Annotated in this window: 16 protein-coding genes and 1 tRNA gene; 9 read left to right on the top strand and 8 right to left on the bottom strand. The window is 68.4% G+C overall.

What is annotated here, in order from left to right:
* Nucleotides 1-7 precede the first annotated feature (7 nt).
* Nucleotides 8-859 carry a KPN_02809 family neutral zinc metallopeptidase gene (ypfJ, locus tag ABFX50_RS28145; RefSeq protein ID WP_183653312.1) on the top strand — a complete coding sequence of 284 codons (852 nt, stop codon included), beginning with the start codon at nt 8-10 and terminating at the stop codon, nt 857-859.
* A gap of 58 nt (nt 860-917) precedes the next feature.
* Nucleotides 918-1,214, top strand: a complete 297-nt coding sequence (locus ABFX50_RS28140; RefSeq protein WP_183653309.1) for a type II toxin-antitoxin system VapB family antitoxin — start codon at nt 918-920, stop codon at nt 1,212-1,214.
* 71 nt (nt 1,215-1,285) lie between these two features.
* Here the strand turns inward: ABFX50_RS28140 and ABFX50_RS28135 are convergent.
* From ABFX50_RS28135 to ABFX50_RS28120, 4 genes are all read right to left on the bottom strand, one after another.
* Nucleotides 1,286-1,375, bottom strand: a tRNA-Ser gene (locus ABFX50_RS28135).
* A 10-nt stretch (nt 1,376-1,385) separates the two neighbouring features.
* Nucleotides 1,386-1,826: a tRNA adenosine(34) deaminase TadA gene (tadA, locus tag ABFX50_RS28130; RefSeq protein ID WP_346150355.1), complete on the bottom strand. Its 441-nt coding sequence runs from the start codon at nt 1,824-1,826 to the stop codon at nt 1,386-1,388.
* A 123-nt stretch (nt 1,827-1,949) separates the two neighbouring features.
* On the bottom strand, nt 1,950-2,429 hold the full coding sequence (locus ABFX50_RS28125) for a tRNA adenosine deaminase-associated protein (protein WP_183653303.1): 480 nt from the start codon (nt 2,427-2,429) through the stop codon (nt 1,950-1,952).
* Between the two features lie 16 nt (nt 2,430-2,445).
* The gene (locus tag ABFX50_RS28120; protein WP_183653300.1) at nt 2,446-2,955 is read right to left on the bottom strand and encodes a tRNA adenosine deaminase-associated protein; all 510 of its coding nucleotides are present in this window, start codon (nt 2,953-2,955) and stop codon (nt 2,446-2,448) included.
* A gap of 142 nt (nt 2,956-3,097) precedes the next feature.
* On the opposite strand from ABFX50_RS28120, the gene upp reads away from it, so the two are divergent.
* The 5 genes from upp (at nt 3,098) to ABFX50_RS28095 (ending at nt 7,094) form a co-directional block, all read left to right on the top strand.
* Nucleotides 3,098-3,736, top strand: coding sequence for a uracil phosphoribosyltransferase (upp, locus tag ABFX50_RS28115; RefSeq protein WP_183653297.1), 639 nt, complete (start codon nt 3,098-3,100; stop codon nt 3,734-3,736).
* A gap of 120 nt (nt 3,737-3,856) precedes the next feature.
* Nucleotides 3,857-4,072 (top strand): hypothetical protein, encoded by a 216-nt coding sequence (locus ABFX50_RS28110; RefSeq protein ID WP_183653294.1) that lies wholly within the window; start codon nt 3,857-3,859, stop codon nt 4,070-4,072.
* Nucleotides 4,073-4,344: 272 nt separating this feature from the next.
* The gene (locus tag ABFX50_RS28105) at nt 4,345-4,875 is read left to right on the top strand and encodes a PH domain-containing protein (protein WP_346127627.1); all 531 of its coding nucleotides are present in this window, start codon (nt 4,345-4,347) and stop codon (nt 4,873-4,875) included.
* 96 nt (nt 4,876-4,971) lie between these two features.
* A complete protein-coding gene (locus ABFX50_RS28100) occupies nt 4,972-6,306 on the top strand; it encodes a helix-turn-helix domain-containing protein (RefSeq protein WP_346150351.1) in 1,335 nt (444 codons plus the stop codon).
* A 104-nt stretch (nt 6,307-6,410) separates the two neighbouring features.
* Nucleotides 6,411-7,094 (top strand): FadR/GntR family transcriptional regulator, encoded by a 684-nt coding sequence (locus ABFX50_RS28095; RefSeq protein WP_183653291.1) that lies wholly within the window; start codon nt 6,411-6,413, stop codon nt 7,092-7,094.
* Between the two features lie 90 nt (nt 7,095-7,184).
* On the opposite strand, the gene dnaN is transcribed toward ABFX50_RS28095, so the two are convergent.
* The 3 genes from dnaN to ABFX50_RS28080 all read right to left on the bottom strand — a co-directional run bounded on the left by dnaN (nt 7,185) and on the right by ABFX50_RS28080 (nt 10,466).
* On the bottom strand, nt 7,185-8,282 hold the full coding sequence (dnaN, locus tag ABFX50_RS28090) for a DNA polymerase III subunit beta (protein WP_346150348.1): 1,098 nt from the start codon (nt 8,280-8,282) through the stop codon (nt 7,185-7,187).
* A 121-nt stretch (nt 8,283-8,403) separates the two neighbouring features.
* The gene (locus ABFX50_RS28085; protein ID WP_183653283.1) at nt 8,404-9,063 is read right to left on the bottom strand and encodes a response regulator; all 660 of its coding nucleotides are present in this window, start codon (nt 9,061-9,063) and stop codon (nt 8,404-8,406) included.
* Nucleotides 9,057-10,466 carry a sensor histidine kinase gene (locus ABFX50_RS28080; RefSeq protein ID WP_346150346.1) on the bottom strand — a complete coding sequence of 470 codons (1,410 nt, stop codon included), beginning with the start codon at nt 10,464-10,466 and terminating at the stop codon, nt 9,057-9,059. Before ABFX50_RS28080 ends, ABFX50_RS28085 begins: the two co-directional genes overlap by 7 nt.
* A gap of 110 nt (nt 10,467-10,576) precedes the next feature.
* Between ABFX50_RS28080 and ABFX50_RS28075 the strand changes: the two genes are divergently transcribed.
* Complete coding sequence (locus ABFX50_RS28075) at nt 10,577-11,470, top strand: ABC transporter ATP-binding protein (protein WP_346150344.1); 894 nt, start codon at nt 10,577-10,579, stop codon at nt 11,468-11,470.
* A complete protein-coding gene (locus ABFX50_RS28070; protein WP_346150342.1) occupies nt 11,467-12,141 on the top strand; it encodes an ABC transporter permease in 675 nt (224 codons plus the stop codon). The genes ABFX50_RS28075 and ABFX50_RS28070 overlap by 4 nt, the downstream gene beginning before the upstream one ends.
* Here ABFX50_RS28070 and ABFX50_RS28065 read toward each other — a convergent pair.
* Entirely contained in the window at nt 12,119-13,015 is an 897-nt protein-coding gene (locus tag ABFX50_RS28065) for an SMP-30/gluconolactonase/LRE family protein (RefSeq protein WP_183653271.1), read from the bottom strand. The two genes, ABFX50_RS28070 and ABFX50_RS28065, sit on opposite strands and share 23 nt — an antisense overlap.
* Nucleotides 13,016-13,048 lie beyond the last annotated feature (33 nt).

Raw genomic sequence — 13,048 nt, 5'->3', positions numbered from 1 at the left:
CCAGGCCATGGATTTCCGAGACGAGGCCCAGCTCGACTCCTCACAGGTCGAGCAGCGCGGCGGCCGCGGCCTCCCCGGTGGCGGACTGGCCATCGGCGGCGGCATCACCGGCATCATCGCGCTCATCGCGGCCGTGATATTCGGGGTGAACCCCGGCAACATCACTGGCGGTGATCCAGCCGGATTACAGCCCACCTCCAACCTGTCCGAGCAGTGCAGGACAGGGGCAGACGCCGACCAGTCCGAAGAGTGCAGGGTCGTCGGCGTGGTCAACAGCATCCAGGAGTACTGGGGGAACACCGACGGCTACCAGCAAGCCAAGACGATCCTGTTCACCCAGGCCGTCAACACCGGCTGCGGCGCCGCCGACTCCTCCGTCGGGCCCTTCTACTGCCCGAGCGACCGGCAGGTCTACCTCGACCTGACCTTCTTCGACACCCTGCAGCGCGACTTCGGCGCCAAGGGCGGCCCCTTCGCGCAGGCCTACGTCATCGCCCACGAGTACGGTCACCACGTCCAGAACCTGACAGGCCAGATGGAGCGCGTGGGCCAGGACCGCCAGGGTCCCGACAGCGGCGCGGTGAAGCTGGAGCTGCAGGCCGACTGTTACGCCGGGGTCTGGGCCAAGCACGCCGTGGACACCGGGTTCTACGAGAGGGCGTTCACCCAGGCAGAGATCCAGCAGGCGCTGGACGCCGCGGCCGCCGTCGGGGACGACCGGATCCAGGAGCGCAGTCAGGGCAGGGTCGACCCGGAGGCGTTCACACACGGAACTTCCGAACAACGCGTCACGTGGTTCGGAAACGGCTACCAGAGCGGCGATCCGGCCGCATGTGACACCTTCAAGAAGGGCATCTGAGCTGCGATGGGAGCGCTGAGTAACGCAGGGATGCGAATTCTCTTCTAAAATCGATGGGGTGATCTTCAAGTTGGTCGGCGACGGACGCCCCTATCCCGAACACGGTCTGAGCAATCGCGAGTGGGCTCAGATCCCCCCGAGGCAGGTCCGGCTCGACTCGCTGGTCACCACCAAGGCCATGCTCGACCTGCACTCCCTGCTCGCCGCCGACTCCACCTTCTACGGCGACCTGTTCCCGCACGTCGTGCAGTGGCGGGGGGAGCTCTACCTGGAGGACGGCCTGCACCGCGCCCTGCGCGCGGCGCTCCACCAGCGCTCCATCCTGCACGCCAGGGTGCTGGAGCTGCCCTCCTGACCTCAGGATGCGACATGCCCGGAAACGACACGATCCCGCCCGATCGAGATGATCGGACGGGATCAGTTGTCTGGCGGTGGTGGTGGGATTTGAACCCACGGATGAGTTGCCCCATCACACGCTTTCGAGGCGTGCGCCCTCGGCCACTAGGCGACACCACCGCGGACGAGCTTACCGGATTCTCCGAGTAGCGAAGAACTTCTTAAGCGTGGAGGAACACTCCTCCTCCAGAACGCCGAGGATCACCTCGGGCCGATGGTTGAGCCGGCGGTCGCGTACGACGTCCCACAGCGACCCGACCGCGCCGCCCTTCGCGTCGACGGCCCCGAAGACGATGCGGTCCACTCGCGCCAGCACGGCGGCCCCCGCGCACATCGTGCAGGGCTCCAGGGTGACCACGAGCGTGCAGCCGCTCAGCCGCCAGGTGCCCAGCGAGGCGGCGGCGCCGCGCAGCGCCAGCACCTCGGCGTGCGCGGTGGGGTCGTGGCTGGACTCCCTGTCGTTGCCGGCTCGCGCGAGCACGTCCGCGGGCTGGGGCCCCACCACCACCGCGCCCACGGGGACCTCTCCTCGCTGACCCGCCAGCTCGGCCTGCTCCAGCGCGAGGCGCATGGCGCCCTCCCACGGGCTTGGGCTCACCGCAGGCTCACCCGCTGGCCACGCGGTCGCACGGCAGGCCCGACAGGCTCGCCGCATGGCGGGCTCACGCGGCCTCCTCGCAGGCTCATCGCGGGCTCATCGCAGGCGGTCGAGCTCGTCGGCGAAGGCGAGCCTCTCGGCGATGATCGAGAGGATGTCGGCGGGCAGCACGCCCTCCTCCATGCTCAGCTCGAGCAGCTCCTCCTTGCTGACGCCGAAGTCCTGCAGCAGCTCGAAGTCACCGGCGGGCCGTACGCCGAGGTCGGTGCTCTCCTTGTCGGGCGCGACGCCGGCGAACTCCGCGAACAGCTCGCCCAGCTGACCGTTCACGCCCGCCTGCGCGTCGGACAGGAAGACCCTCGGCTCCTCGTCGCCCCTGTAGCGGGCGATGGCGAACCATTCGTCCTCGACCTCGACGCACAGCAGCGCGAGCTCGTCGCCGACCAGACCCAGACTCTCCTGGACGGCGTCGCCGAGGTCGTCGACGATCTCCGCGGCGCTCAGGTCGACCTCCGCGCCGCTCCACCCTTCGGGTGTCCTGACGAACGCGGCCGAGAAGATGGCGCTGGAGGGCATGCCGGTGCTCCCGAGATCAGCCGAAGACCGAGTCGATCGCGCGCTCGAACGGCTCGGAGAAGCCGAGCCGCGCGGCGATGCTGGACAGCACGTCCTCGGGGTGAAGGTCGATGTCACCGGAGAGGATGCCCAGCTCCATCTCGTCCAATCCGAGGTCCACGAAGATCGACAAATCGCCCGCGGGCAGGACGGTGTCCTCGTCCTGGAGAATCTCGTCTAGCTCGTCCTCGTCGGGGACCGGGACGTCGAGATATTCGAGGACCTGCTGCGCCAGCGGGTAGTCCCACGAGGCGGCGATGTCGGAGAGGAACACGTCCACCCGATCGCCCAGCACGCGCAGCGCCACGAAGAACTCGTCGCCGACGGCCACCAGGCCGATGGTCCCGCTCTCGCTCGGCTGCTGCTTCAACGCGTGGATCAACCCGTGGAGATCGGAGGTGAGTGCGACGGGAAGCAGCTCGGCGTCCCAGCACTCGTCCTCTCGATAGACCACGATGGCGAAGTCGAGCGCATCTTCGTCTGTCATCGTCCACCCCACCCGACGTGGCCTCTACGACCTTCAATGCTTCCAGAACCGTCCACTGAGCGTAGGGCCCTCCGACCAAATTGTGATCAAATCCAAGTACGCGACGTGCCGGTACCTTCCACACAAGATAGCGTTGTCCGTTATGGAGACCCTCGTCGTCGATCACCCCCTTGTCGCACACAAGCTGACCACGCTGCGCGACGTCCGCACCGACTCGCCCACATTCAGGCGGCTGGCCGACGAACTGGTGACTCTCCTGGCCTACGAGGCCACCCGCGACGTCCGGGTCACGGACGTGACCGTCCAGACCCCCGTGGCCCCGGCCGACGGCGTACGGCTGGCCAAGCCGTACCCGCTGGTGGTGCCCATCCTGCGGGCCGGGCTCGGCATGCTCGACGGCATGACGCGGCTGCTGCCCACGGCGGAGGTCGGCTTCCTCGGCATGATCCGCAACGAGTCGACGCTCCAGGCCGAGACCTACGCCACCCGCCTGCCCGACGACCTGTCGGGGCGGCAGTGCTATGTGGTGGACCCGATGCTGGCCACGGGCGGCACGCTGGCGGCGGCGATCCAGTTCCTGTTCGACAGGGGCGCCGTCGACGTGACCGCGCTGTGCCTGCTGGCGGCGCCGGAGGGCCTGGCCTACATGGACAAGGTCTTCGCCAACTCAGGCAAGCCGATCAGGGTCGTCACCGCGGCGCTCGACGAGCGCCTGAACGAGCACGGCTACATCGTCCCGGGTCTGGGGGACGCGGGAGACCGTCTCTACGGCGTGGTCTGATCAGCTCTTTTCCTCCTCTAGGCGCTCGCGTTCGTTACATTCTGTGGTTGCATGGGTACGTAGAGTGATGAACGCATCTCTTAGGCACCGCGTTCCGAGCGGCGCATACCGGGGAGCACCATGAGCGAGCCAGCCACGAGTCCGTACGCGGAGGTCGAGTCCGCCCTCCGTGACGAGTTCGCGGGGATCCACTCCGCGAGCACCGTCACCCGCTGCGTCGAGGCCGCGCACTACGGCGCGCTCGAGGTCACCGGCTATGCCCACCCGGGCCTGGTCGAGAGGATCGCTCGCAAGCACCTTCATGTCCTCGCGCTGGTGGCCAGCGAACGAGGTTAGTCAAGATCGAAATCCCGTGACGCTTAAGACTTGTCGTGGTCTGTTGCGCTTTACCGGGCCACCTGGCTGGGTAATGTATACGGCGGGTGTAGTGGGTACGTGGTAGTGGAGGCGACAGTGCAGGTCAAAAAGGTCCTCACGTATGGTGGTATCGCATTCGTTGCGTACTACCTCTTCGCGCGACCAGCCGACGCAGCGGACGCGGTACGAGGCGCGTTCGACACAGTGTTCAACGCGGCCGACTCGCTAGCTCAATTCTTCAACAGCCTCGCATGAGACTTGTGACCCACGGGGACTCTGCTCCGTCGTCGGTCAACCGGTACCTACTCCCCCACGAACACCAGGTCATCATGGTACGGCGGCATCCCGCCGTACTTCTGCGTCCGGTCGCCGAGGTCTTCGGCGGCCTGATCGTCGCAGGGCTGCTGAGCAAGTTCTTCGGCGACCAGGGCGGCGGCACCGCCTTGGTCGTCGTGTGGTGGCTCTGGCTCCTGTTGCTGATCCGTTTCGTATGGAAAGTCGCGGAGTGGTCGGTCGACTACTTCGTGGTGACCTCGAAGCGGATGTTGCTCACCACGGGGCTCATCACGCGCAAAGTCGCGATGATGCCACTACAGAAAGTCACGGACATGAGCTTCCAGCGCTCACTGCTGGGGCGCATGCTCGGTTATGGGGAGTTCATCCTCGAGTCAGCAGGTCAGGACCAGGCGCTGTCGACCGTGGAGTACATCCCGTATCCCGAGACCCTTTATCTCGAGGTCTGCCAGATGCTTTTCCCGAGCAAGGACGAAGGGGACGATTAACCCTCTGTGAAGAGATTTCTCGGGTGGGGATACCCGATTCGGTCGCTTCATGCAATCATTGCGACACATTGACCCTTCCCCGCCCTGAGAGATGAGATGCCGAGTCAGGGAACAATCGGTGACCGCGTCCGCGGACTGCGGCTTAACAGGCGGATGTCCCAGGCCCAACTGGCCGGGCCCGACCTGTCGGACAGTTACGTCTCACTCATCGAGTCGGGCAAGCGCACGCCGACTCCGGTTGTGGCACGACTCTTGGCCGAACGGCTTGGATGCACCACCGAGTTCCTCCTTCACGGGATAGAACCTCGGCAGCGCATCGACACCGAGCTCGGCCTTCGTCATGCCGAGCTCGAACTGCGTCACGGCGACCCCAACGTCGCCGCTGAGCGCTTCACAGAGATCATCAAGGCCGCCGGTGAGGAGAACGCTCTGCTCGCCGCGCATGCCAGGCTCGGCAGAGCGCGCGCGCTCGAGGCACAGGGCAGGCTCGGTCCTGCGGTCGAGGCTTATGAGCGGCTGCGTAGGGAGGCAGCCGCTCATCCCGAACGCCTTGCCGACCTGCCGCTGACCGTCGCGCTGTCGCGCTGCTACCACCTGGCCGGCGACCGCCTGCGCGCTCGCGACCTCGGCACCACCGCCTTCGAGCAGGCCTCCAGGCTTGCCGTCACGCAGGGCGAGCTCGCCGTCGACCTGGCCGCCGCGCTGGTCGAGACCCGCTCCGACGACTCCGCCGAGCTGGCCTACGTCCGACAGGTGCTCGCCGCCACCGGCTTCCCTGAGGTTGTGGACCGTTCCGCTGAGATCCACGCGCTGTGGAAGGCCAGCATCGTGGCCGCCTCGGGTGAGGACTCCGCGCTGGCCGTACGGCTGGCCGACGACGCCATCGCCGCAGGTCGGCCGACTCGTCTGGCGGTGCGCCTCGGGCACGTGGCGATGGAGTGGGCCAGGCTCGGCCTCTCCTCCGCCGAGGAGGCCGAGGAGTTCGCCGTGGCCGCCACGCGGATCCTGTCGGCCTTCGCCGACACGGTCGCCGACCACGCCGAGAGTCTGATCGTGCACGGCCGGGTGCGACTTCGCGCAGGTGACGCCACCGGTGCGGCCGAGCTCGGGGCCAATGGTCTCGCGCTGCTTCGTCACGTTCCAGGAACGGTCCCGGCCACGGCGCACCTGCTGCTGGCCGACGCCGCCCTGGCCGCGGGGCGCGAGGCCGGCGAGCATCTGCGTGCGGCACGGGTGCTGCTCGACAGCCTGCACGGGCCCGTCTACGGCACGGACAGGAAGTCCGCCCGCTGCTGGCGGGAGCTCGGCGACCTGTACGGCAGGGCCGGGCACAGAGAAGAGCAGACAGCGGCGTATCGTAGAGCACTCGAGGCTGCCGGAGTGCGTTCCGCCATGGCAGGAGTGAAGGTCGACGTACCGATTTCCCGTTGAATAGCACCTCCGGGAGCTCCAGATTTGTGTTTTCAGGTCTGGAATAATTAGGGTCTACCAGTCATTGACTCATAGGATGATTGGTTTCCCGGAGGAGGCGGACTGTGAGTCTGCGTACGGCGCAGCGAGCTTCGCTCGTCGACCAGGTGATCGATCAGCTCAAGGAGCAGATCACCTCAGGGTCGTGGCAGATGCACGGCAAGATCCCCACCGAGACCGTGCTCGCCGAGCAACTGGGCGTGGGCCGCAACACGGTCCGTGAGGCCGTGCGCGCGCTCACGCATGCAGGGCTGCTGGAGTGCAGGCAGGGCGACGGCACCTATGTCAGGGCGACCAGCGAGCTGTCCGGCGCGATGCTGCGCCGGCTGCGGCAGGCCGAGCAGCTCGAGATCCTCGAGGTGCGGCGGGCGCTCGAAGTCGAGTCGGCGAGGCTGGCGGCCACCAGGCGGACCGACGACGACATCAAGCTGATCGAGGCGAGGCTGGCCGAGCGTGACAGGGCGTGGGAGGCGGGCGACCCCGAGGCGTTCGTCGAGTCGGACCTGGCCTTCCACATGGCGGTGGTGCACGCCACGCACAACCTGGTGCTGATCGACCTCTACGAGGACTTCTCCGCCGCCCTGCGCGCCTCCATCACGGCCGCTGGCACCTCGATGGACGCGCTCAACAGCAGCTACATCCCGCACGACGCGATCGCCAGGGCCATCGCGGCGGGCGACGCGGCCGCCGCCGAGCGCGCGGGCCACGCCTGCATGGAGCACATCCTCATCGCTCTCACCGACGTGTGAGCCGCTTTCTCTCCTTCACGGTATCCCTGGAGGGACGCCGGCCCCGTGCCATGGGTGGGGCTGGGGTGGCCTGCCGTACAGGGTCGGAAATCAGACGATGCGCAGGGACATGACGAGGTAGTGGAAAGCCGGGGCGGCGTCGCCGGGAACGTCGGTGATCAGCGCCGGACGGGTCGGGGACTCCATGTTGACGCGGGCGAACTCCGTGTCGACGCCCATCAGCCCGTCGAGCAGGAACTGCGACTGGAAGGCGATCTGGATGTCGTCGCCCCGCAGGTCGCACTCGACGACCTCCGCGCCCCTGCCCACGTCTCCCCCGCCCGCCTGGATGAGCACCTGACCCTGGGTGAAGGAGAGCTTGACGCGGGTGTTGCGCTCGGCGACCAGCGCCACGCGCTTGATCGCATCGACGAACGGGCCGACCCGCACGTCGGCGCGCAGCGGCCAGTCGCCGGCCAGCCTGGCGCGGTAGTCGATGAACTGCTCGTCGAGCAGCCTGACCGTGGTGCTCCTGCCGACGCTCTCGAAGCCCGCCACCCCGTCGCCCATGGCGATGGACACCTCGCCGCCGCGCAGCGACTTGGCCACCTCGACCAGCACCTTGGCGGGCACCATCGCCGAGACGTTGAGGTCGGGCTGCGAGGGACGCCAGGTGAAGTCGCGGGCGCCGATGCGGTAGCGGTCGGTGGCGGCCATGGTCACCGCGTCACCGGCGATGTCGACCCTGATGCCGGTCAGCATCGGCAGGGTGTCGTCGCGGCTGGCGGCCGGCGCCACCTGGCCCACCGCGGACGCGAACACGCCGCCGCCCACGGCGCCGACGGCCGGCGGCATCTGGGGCATCGTGGGGAAGTCTTCGACCGGCATCGTCACCAGGCCGAACTCGGCGCTCCCGCAGGTCAGCACGGCCTCGGCGCCGTCGGTGACGATCTGCACCGGCTCCTGGGGCAGGCTGCGGCTGATCTCGGCGAGCAGCCTGCCGGGGATCAGCACCTTGCCTGGCTCGTCGACCTCGGCCTCGACGCGCGCCTGGGCGGAGACGTCGTAGTCGAACGCGGACAGGGTGAGCTCCTCCCCCGCCTCGAGGAGCAGGCCGGAGAGCACGGGAGCGGCAGGGCGGGTGGGGAGAACTCGGGCAGCCCACGCCACCGCGTCGGCCAGCACATCGCGGTTAACCCGGAACTTCACCTGAGCCATCCCTTCGTCGCCGGTTTCTCACCAAACGGTAGCCTGCGCGACCGACAAAGCTGACGGTGCGTGTCCGAACTCGTGCGGAAGGACGCCACCGGCCTGTCGCAGGCGCGGCGGCTCAGCGGCGCGCGGCGTTGAGATAGGCCAGGACGGCCAGCACCCTGCGGTTGTCGTCGTCGGAGGGCGCCAGATCCAGCTTGGTGAAGATGGCGGCCGTGTGCTTGGCCACGGCGCTCTCGCTCAGGTGGAGGCGCTGGGCGATGGCCGCGTTCGACCTGCCCTCGGCCATCGCGCCCAGCACCTCGCGCTCGCGCGGCGTCAGCCTGCCGAGCGGCTCGTGCCTGGCGTTGCTGGCCAGCAGCTTGGCGATGACCTCGGGATCCATGGCGGTGCCGCCCTCGGCGACCCTGCGCACCGCGTCGACGAACTGCGAGGCGTTGAAGACCCTGTCCTTGAGCAGGTAGCCCACCGCGCCCGAGCCGTCGGCCAGCAGCTCCCTGGCGTAGAGCTGCTCCACGTGCTGCGACAGCACCAGGATCGGCAGCCCGGGAATCTGCTTCCTCGCCGACAGCGCGGCCTGCAGCCCCTCGTCGGTGAAGGTGGGCGGCAGCCGTACGTCCACCACCGAGACGTCGGGGCGCAGCTCGATCAGGGCCCGTTCCAGCGAGGGTCCGTCGTCGACGGCGGCCACGACCGTGAAGCCGTGGGCCTGGAGCAGATGGACCAGTCCTTCCCTGAGCAGGTAGAGATCTTCGGCGATCAGCACGCGGTTCAGCATCGGCTGAACCAGGGGCGGCGGGGGGAGGCCTCGGCGATCCAGCGTTCACGCGAATGCCGCATCGGCAGGTACAGGGCCACGCCGTACATCAGCATGCCGAGCGACACCATTCCGACGATGGCCGGCCACTGCCAGAAGTCAGGAAGGTACAGGGCGAGGAACCAGCTCCTGTGCTCGAACCCGATCGTCTTGAACACCCCCGCGACCAGCCCCTGGGGAAAGAGCGGAAGCCAGGAGAGCGACCAGCAGAACACCACGACGGCCGCCTGCCACCTGGGCATCGGGTTCTTCTTCTTGCCGTACTCCTCGGGCAGCACCTTCGGCACCGACATCGCCACGGTCGTGGGACCGCCCTGCGGGCTGGACAGGGCGAGCACGCCGTCGAAGGCGGCGAGCCTGCGCTCGATGCCGTCCAGCCCGCTGCCGCGCGAGGGGTCGGCGCCGCCCCCGCCGTCGTCCCAGACCATCACGGCCACGTCGCGCTCGGTGTGGCTGATGTCGACGATGACGTTGTCGGCGCCCGAGTGCTTCGCGGCGTTGGACAGTAACTCGCTGATGGCGAAGTACAGCGCGGTCTCGACGGGCGTCTGCAGCCTGACAGGCAGATCCACCTCGACGTCGGTGCGCAGCGGGCTGTCCAGTGCCAGCGCCTTCACCGCGTCGCCGAGCCCGCGCTCGGCCAGCACGGGCGGGTGGATGCCACGCACGACACCGCGCAGCTCGACCAGCGTCTCCGCGGAGGCCTCACGCGCCTTGGCCAGCAGCGCCACAGCCGCCGCTGGGTCGGTTCTGACCAGCTCCTCGACCGCGCCGAGCGTCATGCCGAGCGCGACCAGCCTGGCCTGCACGCCGTCGTGCAGGTCGCGCTCGATCCTGCGCATCTCGGCCGCCTGGGAGTCCACGGTCAGCGTGCGCGACTCCGACAGTTTGCGCACCTGCCCCGTGAGCTCGCTCTTGGCCGTCGGCCCGAGCAGCAACGCCGCCCAGTACCCGTAGACCCGCTGCGTGTGCCCTGGCAGTACCAGCAGCGGTACGGCCAGCACCAGCTTCACCACCGGGTCGAGCAGCAGCCACAGAAAGTCGCGCCAGGTCGAGGGGTCGCCGAACAGCCACTTCCACCTGTCGTTCCACGCGGGGATCCTGGGCGTCTTGTAGAGCGTGCGATCCGAGCGGTACCAGCCGTCGGCCTGCGGCACCGGAGGCGGCGGCTGAGGATGGTAGGGCGCGGCGATGCCCATCAGCTTTCTCGTCCGCCGCGTCACGCGCCTGACCAGCGCCACGCAGGGCGGGAAGAACGGGACCAGTCCCACGGTGAAGGAGCCCAGCAGCACGAGGGCCGACAGCAGCACCAGCGGCACCTCGACGACCACGAGCGCGAGCAACCAGAGGCTTCTGCGCAGCATGCCCTCCAGTCTGAGCGATGTCGCCGCCCTCGGGTACTGCACCTAGGTACACCATTGTCGGGCATCTAGCCGTCTTATCCGCTGATCAGCGGCTTCCTACCGTGATGGCCATGAAGGTCATAGAGGTCATGAACCTCCACAAGCGCTATCGCGACCAGGTGGCGGTGGACGATGTCTCGTTCGCCGTCGACGAGGGCGAGATCTTCGGCGTCCTGGGCCCCAACGGAGCCGGCAAGACGACCACGGTGGAGTGCGTCGCGGGGCTGCGCACCCCCACGAGCGGCACGATCACCGTCGGCGGCAGGACGCCGCTGGAGGCCAAGCACCTGCTCGGTGTCCAGCTTCAGAGCGCCCAGCTGCCCGAGAAGATCAAGGTGTGGGAGGCGCTGGACCTGTTCGCCTCCTTCTACCGCGACCCCGCCGACTGGCGTGCGCTGATGGAGCGGGTGGGCCTGGCCGACAAGCGCGACACCCGCTTCACCAGCCTCTCGGGCGGCCAGAAGCAGCGGCTGTCGGTCGCGCTCGCCCTTGTCGGCAAGCCGCGCGTGGCCATCCTCGACGAGCTGACGACCGGCCTCGACCCGCAGGCCCGCAGGGACACCTGGGACCTGATCGAGCAGATCCGCGCGGACGGGGTCACGATCGTGCTGGTCACCCACTTCATGGAGGAGGCGGAGCGGCTGTGCGACAGGGTCGCGCTGATCTCCTCGGGCCGGGTCGTCGCCATGGACGCGCCCAGCGCGCTGATCGGCCAGGTGGAGGAGTCGCAGCGGGTCAGGTTCAGGCCCTCGGCTCCGGTCGAGGACGCGATGCTGCTCGCCGTACCCGAGGTGACAGGGGTGCGTCGGAACGGCGAGCAGCTCACGGTCACCGGCAGGGGCAACCTGGCGCCCGCGGTCACGCTGGCGCTGGCCGAGCACCAGATCGTCCCCACTGACCTGCGCATCGAGCAGGCGACGCTCGAGGACGTCTTCCTCGCACTGACAGGAAGGAAGCTGTCATGAGCAAGCTTCTGCTCGTCGAGGCCAAGCTCCACCTGCGCGACGGGTGGTACCTGCTGTTCGCGATCGGGCTGCCGCTGTTGCTGCTGCAGTTCCTCGGCAAGGTGGCAGGGCCGGCTTTCCCCGCCCTGATGGTCATGCTGTCGGCGCTGACGCTGTCGTTCAGTGTGCTGCCCGGCGTGCTGGCCGCCTACAGGGAGCAGGGCGTGCTGCGCAGGATGTCCACCACGCCGGTCTCGCCGCTGCGCATGCTGACCGTCCAGCTCGTGATCAACCTGGTGGTCGGGATCGTGGCCACGACGTTGCTGGTCGCCTTCGGGCCCGGCCTCCCGCGCAACGTGGCGGGCTTCGTGCTGGTGTTCCTGCTCGGCTCGGCGGCGCTCATGGCGATGGGGCTGGTGATCGCCGCCGTGGCGCCCAACGGCAAGAGCGCGCCGATCATCGGGTCCGCGGCGATGTTCCCGCTGATGTTCGTGGCGGGGATGTGGGTGCCGAGGGAGTATCTGCCGGAGGTCGTCCGCGTGATCGGCGACTACTCGGTGGCCGGACCCTTCGCCCAGGCGCTGAGCGCCACCTGGGCGGGCCAGGCGCCGCAGCTGCCGCACCTGCTGGTGCTCGCGGCCGGGCTGGTGGTCTTCGGCGGGCTCGCCGTCAGGGTGTTCCGCTGGGAGTGAGGCCCCGCACGTTGGTCATCAGCGCGTAGAGCGAGGTGGAGGCGGCGATGAACAGCCAGTTGCCCTTGAGCCCTCCGAAGGTCAGGTTCGCGACCTTCTCGGGGATCGGCAGCCTGCCGATGAGCGTGCCGTCGGGGTCGAAGCAGAGCACGCCGCCATCGCCCGCGGCCCAGATGCGGCCCGCATCGTCGAGCCTGATGCCGTCGGAGGTTCCCTCCGCCAGCACCTTGCCTCCCGACAGCGTGCCGTCGGCGTGCACGTCGAAGGCGCGCAGGTGCTTGCGGCGGGTGTCGACGACGTACAGCAGGCTCTCGTCGGCGGAGAAGGCCAGGCCGTTGGGGCGCTCGAAGTCGTCGGTCACCTTGCGGACCTCGCCCGTGACGGGATCGGCGCGGTAGACATGGCAGCCGTCGATCTCCTGCTCGGCCCGCTGCCCCTCGTAGTCGGTAGTGATGCCGTACGGCGGGTCGGTGAACCAGATCGACCCGTCCGACTTCACGACCGCGTCGTTGGGGCTGTTGAGCCGCCTGCCCTCCCAGCGGTCGGCGATCACGGTGATCGAGCCGTCGTGCTCGGTGCGGGTGACCCTGCGGTTGCCCTGCTCGCAGGAGATGAGGCGGCCCTGGGCGTCGCGGGTGTTGCCGTTGACGTAGCCGGACGGCCGGCGGAAGGGGCCGACGTTCCCCGTCAGCTCGTCCCAGCGCAGCATCCTGTCATTGGGGATGTCGCTCCAGACGAGATAGCGGCCGGCGGGGAAGTAGCACGGGCCCTCCGCCCAGCGCGTTCCCGTGTAGAGGATCTCTATCCGCTCGTCGCCGCCGATACCGGAGAAGCGCTCGTCGAGGAGTTCGAACTCGGCTCTGATCGTGTCCACGTGCCGATGCTAGCCGTACCTTTAAGCTTGGAA

Source organism: Nonomuraea recticatena, assembly GCF_039533245.1.
Classification (GTDB): Bacteria; Actinomycetota; Actinomycetes; order Streptosporangiales; family Streptosporangiaceae; genus Nonomuraea; species Nonomuraea roseola.
Note: the sequence above shows the minus strand (reverse complement) of the source record. Positions and strands in the feature narration are given on the sequence as shown.